At 64.4% G+C, this 16469-nt stretch carries 18 protein-coding genes and 1 pseudogene; 3 read left to right on the top strand and 16 right to left on the bottom strand.

What is annotated here, in order from left to right; translation table 11 throughout:
* Positions 1-25 precede the first annotated feature (25 nt).
* Genes ACPYIS_RS06530 through ACPYIS_RS06515 form a run of 4 tightly spaced genes read right to left on the bottom strand, consistent with a single transcriptional unit; the run spans position 26 to position 1721 of the window.
* The gene (locus tag ACPYIS_RS06530) at positions 26-313 is read right to left on the bottom strand and encodes a PAAR domain-containing protein (protein WP_425974056.1); all 288 of its coding nucleotides are present in this window, start codon (positions 311-313) and stop codon (positions 26-28) included.
* A gap of 44 nt (positions 314-357) precedes the next feature.
* A complete protein-coding gene (locus ACPYIS_RS06525) occupies positions 358-834 on the bottom strand; it encodes a phage baseplate assembly protein V (protein ID WP_425974055.1) in 477 nt (158 codons plus the stop codon).
* A complete protein-coding gene (locus tag ACPYIS_RS06520; RefSeq protein ID WP_425974054.1) occupies positions 831-1385 on the bottom strand; it encodes a hypothetical protein in 555 nt (184 codons plus the stop codon). Before ACPYIS_RS06520 ends, ACPYIS_RS06525 begins: the two co-directional genes overlap by 4 nt.
* A 12-nt stretch (positions 1386-1397) precedes the next feature.
* Positions 1398-1721 (bottom strand): head-tail joining protein, encoded by a 324-nt coding sequence (locus ACPYIS_RS06515; RefSeq protein WP_425974053.1) that lies wholly within the window; start codon positions 1719-1721, stop codon positions 1398-1400.
* A 112-nt stretch (positions 1722-1833) separates the two neighbouring features.
* On the opposite strand from ACPYIS_RS06515, the gene ACPYIS_RS06510 reads away from it, so the two are divergent.
* Positions 1834-3005, top strand: a protein-coding gene (locus tag ACPYIS_RS06510) for an IS3 family transposase (RefSeq protein ID WP_424859250.1) whose coding sequence is annotated in 2 segments (ribosomal slippage) — positions 1834-2089 and positions 2089-3005 — 1173 coding nt in all. Because the reading frame shifts where the segments join, the coding sequence is not laid out codon by codon here.
* Positions 3006-3014: 9 nt separating this feature from the next.
* Here ACPYIS_RS06510 and ACPYIS_RS06505 read toward each other — a convergent pair.
* The 8 genes from ACPYIS_RS06505 to ACPYIS_RS06470 all read right to left on the bottom strand — a co-directional run bounded on the left by ACPYIS_RS06505 (position 3015) and on the right by ACPYIS_RS06470 (position 11129).
* The gene (locus tag ACPYIS_RS06505; protein ID WP_424894856.1) at positions 3015-4046 is read right to left on the bottom strand and encodes a major capsid protein; all 1032 of its coding nucleotides are present in this window, start codon (positions 4044-4046) and stop codon (positions 3015-3017) included.
* A gap of 14 nt (positions 4047-4060) precedes the next feature.
* Complete coding sequence (locus ACPYIS_RS06500) at positions 4061-4453, bottom strand: head decoration protein (RefSeq protein ID WP_424894857.1); 393 nt, start codon at positions 4451-4453, stop codon at positions 4061-4063.
* Positions 4450-5376, bottom strand: coding sequence for a S49 family peptidase (locus ACPYIS_RS06495; protein WP_424895260.1), 927 nt, complete (start codon positions 5374-5376; stop codon positions 4450-4452). Before ACPYIS_RS06495 ends, ACPYIS_RS06500 begins: the two co-directional genes overlap by 4 nt.
* Positions 5377-5410: 34 nt before the next feature.
* Positions 5411-6775, bottom strand: a complete 1365-nt coding sequence (gene ltrA, locus ACPYIS_RS06490; RefSeq protein WP_424859842.1) for a group II intron reverse transcriptase/maturase — start codon at positions 6773-6775, stop codon at positions 5411-5413.
* A 468-nt stretch (positions 6776-7243) separates the two neighbouring features.
* The gene (ltrA, locus tag ACPYIS_RS06485) at positions 7244-8608 is read right to left on the bottom strand and encodes a group II intron reverse transcriptase/maturase (protein WP_424859842.1); all 1365 of its coding nucleotides are present in this window, start codon (positions 8606-8608) and stop codon (positions 7244-7246) included.
* Positions 8609-8934: 326 nt separating this feature from the next.
* Complete coding sequence (locus tag ACPYIS_RS06480; protein WP_424894858.1) at positions 8935-9441, bottom strand: hypothetical protein; 507 nt, start codon at positions 9439-9441, stop codon at positions 8935-8937.
* A gap of 9 nt (positions 9442-9450) precedes the next feature.
* The gene (locus ACPYIS_RS06475) at positions 9451-10911 is read right to left on the bottom strand and encodes a phage portal protein (RefSeq protein WP_424894859.1); all 1461 of its coding nucleotides are present in this window, start codon (positions 10909-10911) and stop codon (positions 9451-9453) included.
* A gap of 5 nt (positions 10912-10916) precedes the next feature.
* Entirely contained in the window at positions 10917-11129 is a 213-nt protein-coding gene (locus ACPYIS_RS06470; RefSeq protein ID WP_347286749.1) for a phage head-tail joining protein, read from the bottom strand.
* An 84-nt stretch (positions 11130-11213) separates the two neighbouring features.
* Between ACPYIS_RS06470 and ACPYIS_RS06465 the strand changes: the two genes are divergently transcribed.
* Together ACPYIS_RS06465 and ACPYIS_RS06460 are read left to right on the top strand one after the other, a co-directional pair.
* Positions 11214-11462 carry a type II toxin-antitoxin system Phd/YefM family antitoxin gene (locus ACPYIS_RS06465; protein WP_424894860.1) on the top strand — a complete coding sequence of 83 codons (249 nt, stop codon included), beginning with the start codon at positions 11214-11216 and terminating at the stop codon, positions 11460-11462.
* The gene (locus ACPYIS_RS06460; protein ID WP_424894861.1) at positions 11459-11872 is read left to right on the top strand and encodes a type II toxin-antitoxin system VapC family toxin; all 414 of its coding nucleotides are present in this window, start codon (positions 11459-11461) and stop codon (positions 11870-11872) included. The genes ACPYIS_RS06465 and ACPYIS_RS06460 overlap by 4 nt, the downstream gene beginning before the upstream one ends.
* Here ACPYIS_RS06460 and ACPYIS_RS06455 read toward each other — a convergent pair whose 3' ends face one another.
* The 4 genes and pseudogenes from ACPYIS_RS06455 to ACPYIS_RS06440 form a co-directional block, all read right to left on the bottom strand.
* Positions 11873-13279, bottom strand: a complete 1407-nt coding sequence (locus tag ACPYIS_RS06455; protein WP_424894862.1) for a phage terminase large subunit family protein — start codon at positions 13277-13279, stop codon at positions 11873-11875.
* Positions 13213-14451, bottom strand: coding sequence for an IS256 family transposase (locus tag ACPYIS_RS06450; RefSeq protein ID WP_132963481.1), 1239 nt, complete (start codon positions 14449-14451; stop codon positions 13213-13215). The genes ACPYIS_RS06455 and ACPYIS_RS06450 overlap by 67 nt, the downstream gene beginning before the upstream one ends.
* 44 nt (positions 14452-14495) lie before the next feature.
* Positions 14496-15086: pseudogene (locus ACPYIS_RS06445) on the bottom strand (phage terminase large subunit family protein); the annotation flags it as partial.
* Positions 15087-15294: 208 nt separating this feature from the next.
* A protein-coding gene (locus ACPYIS_RS06440; protein WP_424859250.1) for an IS3 family transposase occupies positions 15295-16466 on the bottom strand; the annotation gives its coding sequence in 2 pieces (ribosomal slippage) (positions 15295-16211 and positions 16211-16466; 1173 coding nt in all).
* Positions 16467-16469: the final 3 nt, after the last annotated feature.

Here is a 16469-nt window from a genome sequence, read left to right as displayed (position 1 = left end):
GTCACGCTCAAGGGTCAGCTGTTGCCTACCCACCCGCAAAGACGTTCAGCGAGCCCTGCGCCACCCGTGATCCACAGGCAACCGGGTCGCCGATGCGCCCCAAAGCACGACCATTGACGAACACCGAACCGCTGCCCTGGGCTAGGGTGCTGGCATGGCAGGCCGGCCCACAGCAATGGGTGGCCCAGCCATCGCCTTGGCGGTGGGCACCCATGCCGTTGATGAAAACCGTAGCGCTTGCTCCGGTAGAAGGCCGGGGCGGCCAGCAACCGTGACCGGTGCAGCGGTGACCCAGACGTGTGACTGCAGGCATTGCTTTCTCCTCGGTCGGCCACCTTCCGCAAATTTGCGGAAGGTTCAGTTCAGATCAATCCGGGGTGCGGTGAGGCGAATGCCGGCGTCCGTCATTTCGATCTTGCTCGGGCCGATCTCCAGTACGATCTGGCCGCCTGACGGCACCGACAGATGCCAGTGGTGCTGAGCCCGGTCGTACTCCATCACCGCACCGTCTTGCCATAGCGTGCGACTGATGTCGGCGCTGTCGGCCGGCGGTGGATAGGCATCGCGGTAGAGCGAACCCACCACCACGGCCTGATTGAGATCACCGCCTGGCGCCACCAGCACGACTTGCTCGCCGGGCTCCGGGGCGTGCCAGGTCCGATCCGGTCCGGCACGCACGGTGGCAAACGGCAGCCAGGCCGTGAGGATGGGGCCGGCCTGCACCCGCACCCGGGCCCTCGATGCATCGAGTTCGGCTACTTGCCCCAGCATCACCAGGTTGCTCAGCCGCCGTTCGGCCTCGGTCATGTCCTGGTGCAGGTTGCGCTGGCTCATGACCCCGGCTCCCGGTAGTGGGTGCCGACCGGCTGATAGCTGTGCTCATGGCCAGTGCCGATCTCCGGCACCCAACTCACCAGCACCTGCAGCGGCAACACCCCGTCATCGATCACAGGCTTGGTCCAGTAGCTGACCTCGAACGACAATCGAGCGGCCAACACTGGCGTGTCGCCCTCGCCGCCTTGATCGACCTCGGTGCGGGTCAGGCGCGTGCCTTCGACCAGCAGACCCAAGGTCTCATCGGCATCGAGGGTGGCTTCCACCGCCTGCGCCAGGACATCGGCCTCTTCGGCAGCGGCGTCGCCACTGGCGATGATCTCGACCGACAGCTCCAACTTCCGATAGCGCAGCCCCGGATCGGCATTGGGTTGATCCTCAATGCGCTCGTCGCGGGTGTAGATCAGGATCGCCGGCAGCTTGCCGGCAAATAGCGGGGTGCTGCGGTGGATGCTGATGCGCGCGGGGGTAATGCGCGCATCCACCTTGGGCAAAGCCTCGATGAGTCGCGCGGCCACCGCCTCACGGATCAGGGTGCGTGGGTGCTTCATGGCCGCCCCTCCTTACTTGTTCTTGTGCAGCAGCAGTTTTAGAAAGCCGTGCCCATCGGGGCGTACCTCGACAATCAGGTAGAGCACCCCTTGCACCGTCACCGCATCACCCTCGGTCGGGGTGGCCGGCAGATCCGCCAGCCGCACTTCCAGCACCGGCTGGGCCATGGACACCGGCACACCGGTGCTGGCATCTACTTCCTGGTGCGCCGCCGAGAACACGCCCCGACCCGGCAGCGCTTCGGCTTGCCCTTCGAGGTGAAACACCACCGGCTCACCGAAGGTAGTGAGCACGATGGATGACATGGCCCGGGTCAAGTCACCGAAGACCGTCATGGTCACCTCCCATCACGATCACCAGCCGTTGCTGGAGAAAAGCCGCACGTGACCTTGCCCCTGGAAACCGGATCCCTTGCTGAGTGGTTGAATACAGGCAAGGAGAACGGAAGTGACGAAGGCAACGAGAGCGCGCTACACGCTGGAGTTCAAGCTGGAAGCGGTCAGGCTGGTCAAGGCTGGCCAGAGCATGGCGGCGACGGCGAAGATCCTGGGCATTGCGCAACAGACGCTGCACAACTGGATCCGTGCGGACCGAGACGGTCGTCTGGCGGGGGCTGGAAGCAAGCCGGTGAGCCCAGAGCAGATGGAGATCGCCAGGCTGCGCGCGGAGCTGGCGCGGGTCAAGATGGAGCGCGACATCCTGGGAAAAGCGACGGCGTACTTCGCGAAGGAGCGGGGGTGAAGTACGCCTGGATCGAGCGTAACCGCAAGCGCTGGCCCGTGTCGGTGGCGTGCGCAGTTCTGGGGGTGAGCCCCAGTGGGTACCACGACCACCGTGTGCGCCAGGCACGACCACGACGTGGGATCAGCAACGATGCTCTGCTGGTTCATATCCGAGCGATCCATGCCGAAACGCGTGGCGAGTACGGCTGGCCGCGGATCTGGAAGGAACTGCTGGCACGCGGCATTCGGGTGGGTAAGGAGCGCGTTCGCAAGCTCATGAGCCTGCACGGCATCCGCGCCCGAGGCAAGCGCAAGTTCAAGGCTACGACCGACAGCAACCACAAGCTGCCGGTGGCGCCGAACCTTGTGGATCGGCAGTTCAAGCCGGCCACGCCGAACGCCGTGTGGACGAGCGACATCACGTATGTGGCCACCGACGAGGGCTGGCTGTACCTGGCGGTGATCATCGACCTGTTCAGCCGCCAGGTCGTGGGCTGGTCGATGCAGCCGCACATGCGGCGCGAGCTGGTGATTGACGCGTTGCACATGGCCTGGTTCCGCCGCCATCCGCCGCCGGGACTGATATGCCACAGCGATCGCGGCAGCCAATACTGCAGTGCCGACTTCCAGAAGGCGCTGACCGGCTACGGCATGCGCAGCTCGATGAGTCGCAAGGGGAACTGCTGGGACAATGCGCCCACGGAAAGCCTGTGGGGCTCGCTCAAGGTGGGCAGGCTGCACGGCAAACGCTTCAAGACCCGGCGCGACGCCATGGACGAGATCGTCGACTGGCTGACGTTCTACAACCACCGGCGGCTTCATTCGTCGTTGGGCTATGTCAGTCCGATGCAATTCGAACGGGCTTGGCTTGCCGCCCAGAAAAGGCAGGCTGCGTAACGGTCTCAGCTATGGGATCCGGAACTCGCGGGCAAGGTCAACGGTCAGCGCCGGACGTTTCACGATGGGAAGCGGATTGGACTGGGTGTAGATGTCGACGCCCGTGCCATTGGGACGCGCCAACTGATGGGCGTAGAGCTCCTGGCCGTAGGTGCCGACCGCCTCCATCAGGTTCGCCGGCGCGAAGTAGGTGCGGAAGGTATCCAGCGTGCCCAGCGGGAACGCCACGCCTTCGCGCGGCGGGATCAGGCGCACAGACGTACCGTTGGCCAACGTCACCGTGCCGAAATACTCCTCGAACAGGATGGAGCCAAAGCGGAAACCCCGGCGCACATCGTCGCGCAGCGGGTTGGTGCCGGCGGTGCCCTGGTAGAAGGTATAGGCCTCCTTGACGGTCTTGTGCTTGACCAGGGCATCGAAGAACTCGGGGCTGACCAGGGCGTGGATGGTGGTCATCATCTCGCCTTTGAGGTTCTCCTCGATGTGGCGGGCCACCTGGGTGCAGTGGATGACCATGTCCTCGGTGCCACCGAACACGAAATCCACCTCGGGCTTCTGGATGCCGAACTCGTCGTGCCAGTCGTAGAGGGTGTTGCCAGCACCATCCTTGGTGATACCCAAGAGTGCATTGACGCGCATGTACTCCAGCGTCTGCGCGTGTTTCGCACGCATCCGGGCAAGTTTGCGGGTCATCACGGTGACCAGCGGGTCTTCACTGGCCGCCAGACCCAGGCCACGGATGCCCTGGATCTCCTCGGGCAGCACCACGTCGTTGTGCGGGATGTGCGGCACCGAGAAAGAACGCACTTCACGCTTGTCGGTGGTACCCACGGTGGCTGGCGCACCCACCGCTACCGCCGGCAACAGGCGCAGTTCGCCTTCAATGGACTCGATGGTGACGTTGCGCTGCGAGATGGGTTCGGGCGCAAACAGCCCCAGCTGGCCGACCCGGCCATAGGGGTTGGGCAGCATCTGGATGGCGGCCGACATCTCGGCCAGCGTAAAGCCGCCGGCGTCGAAAGGATTGACGATCACGGTCATGGGGGAACTCCTTATCAAGCGAGCGGACGCACGACGATGCCGTGGGCAGCCAGTTGCTGGTGTTTGATGGAACGGGCGGCGGCATCCGTGACCGAGGCATCGAAGGCCAGCGCACGGTCGGCGACGATCACCTGGCCACGCGCAAGCACGACGGCTTGGGTGTCGGTATTGCTGGCGGCGACCGGGTGCAGCAGCACGGCCGAGGCAATTTCGGCACCCTCGATACCTGTGGTCGAGGCCGCTGGCGAGAAGGCATAGACGCCCGTAGCGGTGATGCGGCCGAGCACGGCGCCCAGGGGATAGGCGGTGCCGGCCTTCAAGGTCACGGTCTCGCGGGTGTAGTCCGGGTCGGACTCGCGCTTGATCAGATCACCGAGGGTCGCAGGCGAAATCAAAGGTGTGCTCATTGACGTGCTCCATAGGCTTGGGCCGCTTTGACCAGGGGGCTGTCAGCGACGGATTGGGGTTTGGTGTGGGGTTGCTGCGGTGCCTCGGCAACGATGTCTTGCGCCACATCGCGCTCAGCGGCCTGCTTCAGCACCGACTGACGCAGCGCATCCGGGGTGACGCCACGGGCCAGGGCCTGCGCCGGATCAACCGTCACGCCGAGGCGTTTGGCCTGGGCGGCGATCTCGGTCAGCTCGGCGAGTTGGCGGCGCAGTCGCTGCTCAACTTGCGCGGTGATGGCCGCTTCATCGAGCGGCGGATTTTGCGGTGACTGCGCCGGGGTCGGGCTTGAGTTCGGAGTGGTGTGCTCTTGGGCATCGTCCACCGGCGTGACGGGGTTGTGATCATTCATGGAGATCTCCTTCGGGGATGGTTGGGATCGAGGGGGTGTGCGTGCCGCCGACAGTGCAGCGGCCTTGGTGCGCAGGCTGCGGCCGGCACTCATGGCCAGCTGGCGCTGCAGGGCCGTGATCGCTTCAGCGCGGGTGCCGATCTGATCGGCCAGCCCCGCTTGGAGCGCGGCTTCACCGCGATAGACACGGGCTTCGGTGGCGCGCACCACCTCTGGGGTTAGGCGCCGAAACCCGGCGACCAGGGCGATGAACTGGTCGTGCAGCTGCTCGATGTCGGCCTGGATGACGGCGGCGACTGGCGCTGAGAGCGGTGCGTGCGGATGGCCATCGACCTTGTGGGCGCCGGCGTGCAGGAAGGTGTAGTTAAGCCCCGCCTTCGCATCGGCCACCGACTCGTCGACGTGCACAGCCACCACACCAATCGAGCCCACCTCGGCGGTGCGTGTGAGCCACAGTCGGTCAGCCGCACAGGCAATCGAGATAGGGGCGGTCAGGATACCTGACCGGGCCCCTCCCACACCACCCGGCATGCGGGTCCGCACCGGGCGGTTCGAGAAGTTGAGGTCATGAGAGACGGGGAACGCCAAGTTTGTCGAAGTAGGCAATGGTCAGCACCCGGTTGAGCTCGCCCGCGCTATTCCGCCACCAGCAGCGGGAATTGCCTGCCACCCGCTTTGCCACGTGTTCGGACGCGCCTAGGTTGAGCAGTTCCCGGTAGATCGTGCTACCCCGCTTCCAGTGCTTGAGGTGGATCGCCCGTAGTCGGTGGCGCAGCCATTCGTCCAGCGATCGCCAGACGCCCGGTGTTTGCGCCAGCCCAAAGTAGGCTTTCCATCCCAACAGATAAGGTTTCAGTCGCTCAATGACCTCCGCCATGCTGCGTCCGCCTGAGCGCCGGGTCAGTTGCCTCACCCGCTGCTTGAACGTCGCCATCGGCTTGTCGGCCACCCTGCGCTTGACGCCCTCCTTGCCAAACCAGAAGCTGTAGCCCAAGAACTTCCTTCCCTTGACGCTGGCCACCGCACTCTTGGCTTCATTGATCTTGAGCCTCAGCTTGCCGTAACACTTGCGCAGCAGCGCCATGACCCGTTCGCCAGCTTTCCGACTACGGACATAGACGTTGCAGTCGTCGGCATAGCGCGCAAAGCAGTGGCCGTGCTTCTCCAGTACCTTATCCACTTCGTCCAGCATCACATTCGCCAGCAGCGGCGACAGCGGCCCACCTTGCGGCGTGCCTTGATACCGCTCAAACACTACGCCATCGCTCATGATGCCGCTGTTCAGGTACGCCCGTATCAGCCGAATGATTCCAGCATCGTCGATGCGTTTCCGTAGGCGGTCGATGAGGATGTCGTGGTTGACTCGATCAAAGAATTTCTCCAGATCGACATCAACCACGATCTTCCGTCCGGACTGGATGTAGCCCTGCGCCGCCAGTATCGCGTCGTGGGCTCGTCGGCCCGGCCGGAAGCCGTAGCTGCACTCGCTGAATGTCGGGTCAAGTAGCGGTTGCAGCACTTGCAGCAGTGCTTGCTGGATCAGCCGATCCGTGACCGTCGGAATGCCGAGCTCGCGCTCGCCACCGTCCGGCTTCGGGATCGTTACCCGTCGTACCGGACTGGGCCGGTACCTCCCCTGCAGCAGTTGTTCCCGAATCAATGGCCACGCCGTCACCAGATGGCGGGCGGTCTGGTCAATGTCCAGCCCATCCACGCCGGCTGCGCCTTTGTTGGCTTTGACTCTCTTCCATGCTCGCCGCAGGTTCTCTCTCGCCAGAACCGCTTGCAGCAGTCCCGGCCCTGTGCTCTCGGTGTCCCGTCGCGGGCCGGCCGCTTCGTCGCTGACAGGTTCCCGCCCGGCTTCACCGTGCGCTACCCCCGCCCGCTCTGCTTGCGCAGACTTCTGACGCCTTGCTTCCAGCATCGACATGGTCTCAAGCACTCCTTCTCGTTCGGCCCTTCGCCCACGACTGGCAGCTACTATGGCCTCTGCTGACTTCTCGCTCCGTGTCACCACGTCGCCCTTTCAGGCATAAGGCGAGATCTCCCCGGGTAAGAACGCACTCCTTCACTGCACAACCGCCGGATTTACGCCGCTTCGCCTTGATCACGAGAGCTTCGCGGATTCATGCCCGCTCGCCCTGCTCGGCAGCGCCTTCTATCCGGTTCTTGTCCATCGGCTCGCAGTTTCGCTCCACGCTTCCTCCCCACACTCGGTCGCCCTCATGCAGTTGCGCTTCGCTTCGTTCGCTGTGATCAACTTACGGTGGGACTTTCACCCACAAGAGTGCGCCCGTGCCGGGCGCACATCGAGATAGGGGCGGTCAGGATACCTGACCGGGCCCCTCCCACACCACCCGGCATGCGGGTCCGCACCGGGCGGTTCGAGAAGTTGAGGTCATGAGAGACGGGGAACGCCAAGTTTGTCGAAGTAGGCAATGGTCAGCACCCGGTTGAGCTCGCCCGCGCTATTCCGCCACCAGCAGCGGGAATTGCCTGCCACCCGCTTTGCCACGTGTTCGGACGCGCCTAGGTTGAGCAGTTCCCGGTAGATCGTGCTACCCCGCTTCCAGTGCTTGAGGTGGATCGCCCGTAGTCGGTGGCGCAGCCATTCGTCCAGCGATCGCCAGACGCCCGGTGTTTGCGCCAGCCCAAAGTAGGCTTTCCATCCCAACAGATAAGGTTTCAGTCGCTCAATGACCTCCGCCATGCTGCGTCCGCCTGAGCGCCGGGTCAGTTGCCTCACCCGCTGCTTGAACGTCGCCATCGGCTTGTCGGCCACCCTGCGCTTGACGCCCTCCTTGCCAAACCAGAAGCTGTAGCCCAAGAACTTCCTTCCCTTGACGCTGGCCACCGCACTCTTGGCTTCATTGATCTTGAGCCTCAGCTTGCCGTAACACTTGCGCAGCAGCGCCATGACCCGTTCGCCAGCTTTCCGACTACGGACATAGACGTTGCAGTCGTCGGCATAGCGCGCAAAGCAGTGGCCGTGCTTCTCCAGTACCTTATCCACTTCGTCCAGCATCACATTCGCCAGCAGCGGCGACAGCGGCCCACCTTGCGGCGTGCCTTGATACCGCTCAAACACTACGCCATCGCTCATGATGCCGCTGTTCAGGTACGCCCGTATCAGCCGAATGATTCCAGCATCGTCGATGCGTTTCCGTAGGCGGTCGATGAGGATGTCGTGGTTGACTCGATCAAAGAATTTCTCCAGATCGACATCAACCACGATCTTCCGTCCGGACTGGATGTAGCCCTGCGCCGCCAGTATCGCGTCGTGGGCTCGTCGGCCCGGCCGGAAGCCGTAGCTGCACTCGCTGAATGTCGGGTCAAGTAGCGGTTGCAGCACTTGCAGCAGTGCTTGCTGGATCAGCCGATCCGTGACCGTCGGAATGCCGAGCTCGCGCTCGCCACCGTCCGGCTTCGGGATCGTTACCCGTCGTACCGGACTGGGCCGGTACCTCCCCTGCAGCAGTTGTTCCCGAATCAATGGCCACGCCGTCACCAGATGGCGGGCGGTCTGGTCAATGTCCAGCCCATCCACGCCGGCTGCGCCTTTGTTGGCTTTGACTCTCTTCCATGCTCGCCGCAGGTTCTCTCTCGCCAGAACCGCTTGCAGCAGTCCCGGCCCTGTGCTCTCGGTGTCCCGTCGCGGGCCGGCCGCTTCGTCGCTGACAGGTTCCCGCCCGGCTTCACCGTGCGCTACCCCCGCCCGCTCTGCTTGCGCAGACTTCTGACGCCTTGCTTCCAGCATCGACATGGTCTCAAGCACTCCTTCTCGTTCGGCCCTTCGCCCACGACTGGCAGCTACTATGGCCTCTGCTGACTTCTCGCTCCGTGTCACCACGTCGCCCTTTCAGGCATAAGGCGAGATCTCCCCGGGTAAGAACGCACTCCTTCACTGCACAACCGCCGGATTTACGCCGCTTCGCCTTGATCACGAGAGCTTCGCGGATTCATGCCCGCTCGCCCTGCTCGGCAGCGCCTTCTATCCGGTTCTTGTCCATCGGCTCGCAGTTTCGCTCCACGCTTCCTCCCCACACTCGGTCGCCCTCATGCAGTTGCGCTTCGCTTCGTTCGCTGTGATCAACTTACGGTGGGACTTTCACCCACAAGAGTGCGCCCGTGCCGGGCGCACATGGCATAGGCGGCTGAGAGCGCCGCCTCATCGGCAATCGCCCACAAGGGTTTGCCGGAGGTCTGGGCCAGCTGCCGCAGACGCTGCGCCAGATCGAACACCCCACCGGCCTCGCCGCCACTGGAGTCGATTTCCAGCAGCACGGCGCGTACCTGCGGGTCGGCAAAGGCCTGCTCGGCCATGGCCTCGATCTCGTGATAACTGGTGAGGCCACTGGCTGCACCGATATACGAAGAGCGACGCACCAGGGTGCCGAGGACCGGGAGGATGGCAATGCCGTCCTGAAATTGGAGGCCACCGGCCATGCCGGCATCGACGTTGGTCGGTGGCGGCGTGGCCAGGGTGTCGCCCGCGAGCTTTCTGGCCACCACCCCGAGGATGACTTCGAGTTTGGGGCGCGCAATGAGGAGCGGCGTCCCATACAGACGGGACGCCAGGTACGGTAAATCGGTCATGGGAATTCCTCAGTTCGAGGGGGCTGGCGGTGGCGCCTGCGCAGGAGTCGGTGCCGGGACCGGTGCCGGGACCGGCGCAGGCTCACGTCCAAATCGCAGCCCCAGGCTGTCCTCGCGCCGGTGGTCGCCTGCGATCTCGGCATCGACCATCGCGGCATCAAACCCGCGCTCGGCAATCGCCTGGGTGCGCGACTTGAGCCCGGCCTCGATGGCGTTGATCTCGGCGCGGATGTCTTTCAAGGGATCGACCCAGTCCCAGCGGGGCGGTAGCCAACTGCAGTCCAGGTAGTCGGCGCGGCGTTGCTCGTAGTCCGGCAGGTCCAACGCCCCAGAGAGCACCGCCGTGTCCATCCAGCGCGCCCACACCGCTCGGCACAGTTGAAACACCAGCACCGAATGCTGGAAGGCTTCGATGCGCCGGCGAAACTCCAGCAGCGCCGCCCGGGTGTTGGAGTAGTTGGCCTTCAACATATCGGCCGACAGGTTCGCGTAGGGCAAGCCCAGCGCGGCGGCCACCTGCAGCAAGGTGCGGTACTGAAACGACTCGTAGTTGCCCCCGACATCGGCCGGGGTCGAGAAGGTGATGTCCTCGCCGTCGTCCAGGATCTGGAGTTGCCCGGGTTCGAGCGGCAGCAGCGGCTCGCCCCGGTCATCGGTCTCGCCACCGTTGTCGAAGTCACGCTCGGGCCGGCGCACGAAGCCGACGAACATCGCGGCGACCTTCTTGCGATCCAGCTCGGCGTCGTCGTACTGGTCGAGCAGAAAGAGCTTCACGAGCGCCGGCGAGAAGCGCGACACGCCTCTCAGTTGCCCGGCGTCCACCGGATCAACGATGTGCAGCACCGACTCGGCCGGCACCCGCACGGTCTCCCCGGCCAGTCCTGGATCGGTGATGTCGCCCGGGTGGCGGCGCAGGAAGTGGTAAGCGACGCGTCGGCCGATGCGATCGAACTCGATGCCCTGGCGGATGCGGTGACCGTTGTCGAGCGCCTGGTTGTGATTGAGCGGCAGCATCTCGGCCGGCAGCATCTGCAACTGCAGCGGCACGCTCAAACCATCCTCTGGGCGGCGCGGGCGAATACGGAAGAACACCTCCCCGGCGATGAACAGTTCCCGAGCGGCGCGGCGCTGCTGGCCATAGAAATCGGTGAGCCCTTCGGCGTCCGACTCGTCGGTCCAGCGCAGCCACAGGCGTTGCACCCGATCCTTGAGCACGGCATCGGCGATGCCCGACGAGGGCTTGATGCCCGTGCCCACGGCATTGCCCGCCCAGGACTCGACCGCATTAGCGGCATAGCCGTTGTTGCGGATCAGGTACCGGGCGCGGGCGGTCATGTCGGCGCCGGCGGCCTGGATCAGCGTGTTGACGTGGGCACGGCTGGCGGCGAAGGTCTTGAGGCGTCGCGCGGATAAACCACCTTCGAAGCCGCCCACCATGGCACCGACCTTGCGGCGCAAGTTCTTGAGCATCCCCATCACAACCCCTTCCCGGCGTAAGCGCGGATGCGCCTGGCGCGCGGGCGGCCTTCTGCCTTGGCGATCTCACGATCCAGGTCTCCCAGGGCCGACTGCAGTTCGGCGTCCGACTTGTAGGTCACCCACTTGTCGCCAGCCTTGACGGTGAGCACCCCATTGAAGCGGGCGGCCTGCAGCGCCTCGCGCTGGGCCTTGAGTTGTTCGAGGGTCATAAAAAGCCTTTCCAGGCAAGCGCCTTGAAATAAGGGGCAGCATGCACTAAACTCTGACCTGTCTGGTCAGACTAGGAGATCCCAATGCAAACCTGGCAAATGCAAGAAGCGAAGGCGCGGTTGTCTGAAGTGGTCAAACGCGCACAAAACCAACCCCAAGACATCACCCTGCATGGCAAGTCGGTGGCCGTGGTGATTTCGCGCGAGACCTTTGATCGCTTGTCGCAATCACAGGACTCGCTGGTGGATTTCATGCGGCGCTCGCCGCTCTATGGGGCGGATGACATTACTTTTGAGCGCGATCAGAGCCTGACCCGGGAGGTAGCGTTTTGAGCTACCTGATCGACACCAACGTGCTGTCTGAATTGCGCCGCAAGGCACCCGACCCCGGGGTTGTTGCCTGGTTCTCGCGGCGACCACCGTCCACCCTGTATCTCTCTGTGCTGACCTTGGGTGAAATCCGTAAAGGCCTTGAAGGCGTCAGCGATGAATTGCGCCGCCAGTCGCTGCTCGATTGGTTGGAGACAGACTTGCCAACTTTCTTCACTGGCCGGGTACTGCCGGTCGATGCCGCCGTAGCCGATCGCTGGGGACGTTTGGTCGCAGCATCAGGCCGACCTCTTCCTGCCATCGACAGCCTGCTGGCTGCCACCGCACTGGAGCACGATCTGGTATTAGTCACGCGTAACGTCAAAGACTTCGCAGGTTTGCCAGTCCAGATATTCAACCCCTGGTCGAACTGATCAAACGTAGTTCGAAGAAATCGCCATGCGCCGACGGCGCGGGCTGGCGGTCATCGGGGCCGAAACAGGTGTGCTCTTGCCTTGGCGACTGGTCGGGACCGGCGGCAGCGCTTCTACCCGCTTGTTCAGGTTCAGCCCCATCGACAGCAGGCCGTGCAATGCCGCGTAGGCGTACACCCGGCAGTCCAGGGCTTCGTTGCGCCGGCCATCCGGTTTCCACCAGAAGCGCTGCGGGAAGCCCTTCACGTAACGGGTGCGAATCCGTTCCGCCGTCAGCTGCTCGAAATACTGCGCATCCCGATCCAGCGGAAAGTGCATCGCGCCGGCCCCGGCGTCTGACTTCTTCAACCGGGCGTAGATCGCTTCCTTGGCGGCATCGACGCCCACCGTGAACAGATTGACCTTGCCCTTGTTGGCCTTGCTCGGTCGCTTGGGCCAGATCGGCCGTTTGCCTGAGCCCCCCTTGATCGCCCAGATGCGTTTGCGCTCCCGGCCCTTGCAGAAGGCATAGGCCGCCAGGGTGTGATGGCCGCCGGTGTCGAGGCACGCGGCTTCGATGGTCAGGCCGTTGGCCAGGGTTTCGTGTTCAAATCGCTGCGCGAGATACTCGTCCAGCTGCGCCCAGACCTCGGGCGCGGACGGGTCGCCCCACAGCACCTTGTAGTCGATGGACCAGGACTCCTCGTCCCGGCCCCAGCCGACCACTTCGAGTTCGAGCCGGTCGTCCTGCACGTCGATACCGCAGGTCAGCAGTGCCACCTCGGCAGGAATCGCCGGCCCGTAGGCTTCTCGACGTTCCATCAGGCCTTCAGCGTCCAAAGTCTCGCCCTCCCGGTCTTCCCAGGTCTCAGCCAGTTTGGTGTTGACCCAGACCTTGAGCCGTACCGGATCGTCCTTGGCGGCATGGTGCTCCTGGGCGATCTCGCCCCAGGTCAGCCACGGGCTGTACAGGCTCGACAGATGAAAGCCCACCGTCTTGCCATCACCCTCAGCCCGTGCTGTCCAGCGGCCATTGGCGAGCAGTGCCGGTTTGCGGTACTCGGGATGGATGCCGTCGCAGGCTGGGCAGTGCCAGGCGGCGTCCGCCATCTTGTCCTTGGGCCAGCGGATGTCCCGCCACTGGATCGGGCTGTGCGCCCCGCAGTGATCGCAAGGCACCTCGAACACCCGCTGGTCCGACTCCAGGTAGGCCGCCTCGATGCGCGAGAAGCCTTTGAGCGTCGGGGTTGAGCACAGATACACCTTGCGATTGACGAAGGTCGCCGCCCGTTGCACGGCCAGCGCCGGGGATGTCCTGTTTTTTGTGTGTGGGGCGGTTTCTGAATCTGTCCTCGTGTCGTTCAGCGTGGTGCGAGGGTGAAGCGGTCGCCGTATAGTATCGCGAACTGGTTCATCGCCGATTTCCACTCCTTGCTCGCCCGCTTCCAGTCCGCGGTGATGTTGCGCAAGGCCAGCCAGATCAGCTTGGTGGCCGCCTCGTCGCTTGGGAAGTGCCCGCGGCTCTTGATGATCTTGCGTAACCGCGAATGCACGCTCTCGATGGCGTTGGTGGTGTAGATGATCCGCCGCACTTCGGGCGGGAACGCGAAGAACGGGATCACCCGGCTCCACGCCCGCCGCCAGGCCGCGACCACGGTCGGGAAGCGCTGGCCCCACGGCCCTGCCTCGAACGCGTCCAGCGCGCGCTCGGCGGCCTCCGCGCTCGGTGCGGTGTAGATCGGCTTGATCGCCGCGGCCAGCGCCTTACGGTCCTTCCAGCTCGCATAGTCGAGGCTGTTGCGGATCAGGTGCACGATGCAGGTCTGCAGGGTCGTGGCCGGAAACACCGCCTCCAGTGCCTCCGGCAGGCCCTTCAGGCCGTCGGCCACGCCGATCAGCAGGTCCGTGACCCCGCGGGTCTTGAGATCGTTGAACACCTTCATCCAGAACTTCGCGCCTTCGGTGTTCTCGATCCAAAGCCCCAGAATGTCGCGGGTCCCGTCCGGCAGCACGCCCAAGGCCAGATACACCGCCTTGTTGCGCACCACGCCGTCCTCGCGGATCTTCACCCGCAGGGCATCGAAGAACACCACCGGGTACATCGGCTCCAGCGGCCGGGCCTGCCAGGCCCCCACCTCGGCCATCACCGCGTCGGTGACGGCGCTGATGAACTCCGCTGACACCTCGATGGCGTACATCTCGGCCAGATGGCCCTGAATCTCGCGCACCGACATGCCGCGGGCATACATCGAGATGATCCGGTCGTCAAAGCCGGCAAACCGGCGCTCATGCTTCGGGATCAGCTGCGGTTCGAAGCTGCCGGCCCGGTCGCGGGGCACCTCGATCCGCAGCGGCCCGCCGTCGGTCAGCACGGTCTTGCCGCTGCGGCCGTTGCGATGGTTCCCGCAGCCGCCCTCGGGGCTGGCCAAGTGCACGCCCAGCTCAGCCCCCAAGGCGCGCTCGATCACGGCCTTCTTCAGCTTCTGGAACACGGCCTCGACGCCGGCGGCGTCCATCGGTCCGGGGATCAGCTTCTCAAGCAGCTCGTCGGGAAGAATGGCGTCCGGCTTCGCGGCGGGGGTGGTCTTCTTGCGTGGCATGGGGGCTCCTGGAAGTCGTCATGGTAGGCCCCTCACACAAAAATCCTGACACCCTCCAGCGCCACCGGATCACCTTCGCCATCGGCATCGCCCGGATAACCATCCACCTCATCGAGAAACAGGTAGCGCACCGGCATCGAGCGCAGGCCCACGGCACTGTTGGCGCCGGTCATGATCAGCACGCCACCGGGAAATTCCTTCATCAGCTGGGTGTTGCCCGAATCGCGGCTGCGGGGGTCCTTCACCCGGCTGGCCAGCTCGGGGCTGGCTTCGATCAGCGCATCGACCCGTTGCTTGGAGACGCGCTTGGCGCCTTCCACTGTGGGCTGCACCAGCAGCATCGGGCCGGGAGCGTGGTGGATCACGTAGCCCAGCCAGTTCAATCCCGCTTCGGTCTTGCCAATCTGCGCCCCGGCCATCAGCACCACACGCTCGACGCGCGAGGTGGCCGACAGTGTCTCCATCACGGCTTTCAGGTACGGGGTGCGGCTGGTCGACCAGCGTCCCGGCTCGGCGGAGGCCACCGACGAGAGCATCCGGTGGCGGTTGGCCCAGTCATCGACGGTGAGGATCGGATCGGGTGCGAGGCCCCGTTTCCAGGCGGATTCGACCGCCGATTCAGCAGTGTCGAACACAAGCCACTCCGATGCGAAATAGATGGACCGAACGCTTGGCTTCAATCGGCAACAGCGCGTTCATACAGATGTCATCAACACCCCACGGAGCACACCATGAACACCGCCAACACCCAATCCCTCGACACCCTCGGCCACAAGCTCGGCGAAGCCGCCTTGACCTTGCTGTGACCTTGCCCGCGAGTTCCGGATCCCATAGCTGAGACCGTTACGCAGCCTGCCTTTTCTGGGCGGCAAGCCAAGCCCGTTCGAATTGCATCGGACTGACATAGCCCAACGACGAATGAAGCCGCCGGTGGTTGTAGAACGTCAGCCAGTCGACGATCTCGTCCATGGCGTCGCGCCGGGTCTTGAAGCGTTTGCCGTGCAGCCTGCCCACCTTGAGCGAGCCCCACAGGCTTTCCGTGGGCGCATTGTCCCAGCAGTTCCCCTTGCGACTCATCGAGCTGCGCATGCCGTAGCCGGTCAGCGCCTTCTGGAAGTCGGCACTGCAGTATTGGCTGCCGCGATCGCTGTGGCATATCAGTCCCGGCGGCGGATGGCGGCGGAACCAGGCCATGTGCAACGCGTCAATCACCAGCTCGCGCCGCATGTGCGGCTGCATCGACCAGCCCACGACCTGGCGGCTGAACAGGTCGATGATCACCGCCAGGTACAGCCAGCCCTCGTCGGTGGCCACATACGTGATGTCGCTCGTCCACACGGCGTTCGGCGTGGCCGGCTTGAACTGCCGATCCACAAGGTTCGGCGCCACCGGCAGCTTGTGGTTGCTGTCGGTCGTAGCCTTGAACTTGCGCTTGCCTCGGGCGCGGATGCCGTGCAGGCTCATGAGCTTGCGAACGCGCTCCTTACCCACCCGAATGCCGCGTGCCAGCAGTTCCTTCCAGATCCGCGGCCAGCCGTACTCGCCACGCGTTTCGGCATGGATCGCTCGGATATGAACCAGCAGAGCATCGTTGCTGATCCCACGTCGTGGTCGTGCCTGGCGCACACGGTGGTCGTGGTACCCACTGGGGCTCACCCCCAGAACTGCGCACGCCACCGACACGGGCCAGCGCTTGCGGTTACGCTCGATCCAGGCGTACTTCACCCCCGCTCCTTCGCGAAGTACGCCGTCGCTTTTCCCAGGATGTCGCGCTCCATCTTGACCCGCGCCAGCTCCGCGCGCAGCCTGGCGATCTCCATCTGCTCTGGGCTCACCGGCTTGCTTCCAGCCCCCGCCAGACGACCGTCTCGGTCCGCACGGATCCAGTTGTGCAGCGTCTGTTGCGCAATGCCCAGGATCTTCGCCGTCGCCGCCATGCTCTGGCCAGCCTTGACCAGCCTGACCGCTTCCAGCTTGAACTCCAGCGTGTAGCGCGCTCTCGTTGCCTTCGTCACTTC

The organism is Tepidimonas sp. HKU78, from assembly GCF_049860815.1.
Classification (GTDB): domain Bacteria; phylum Pseudomonadota; class Gammaproteobacteria; order Burkholderiales; family Burkholderiaceae_C; genus Tepidimonas.
The sequence above is the reverse complement of the archived record's forward strand: the minus strand, read 5'-3'. Positions and strand labels throughout refer to the sequence as shown.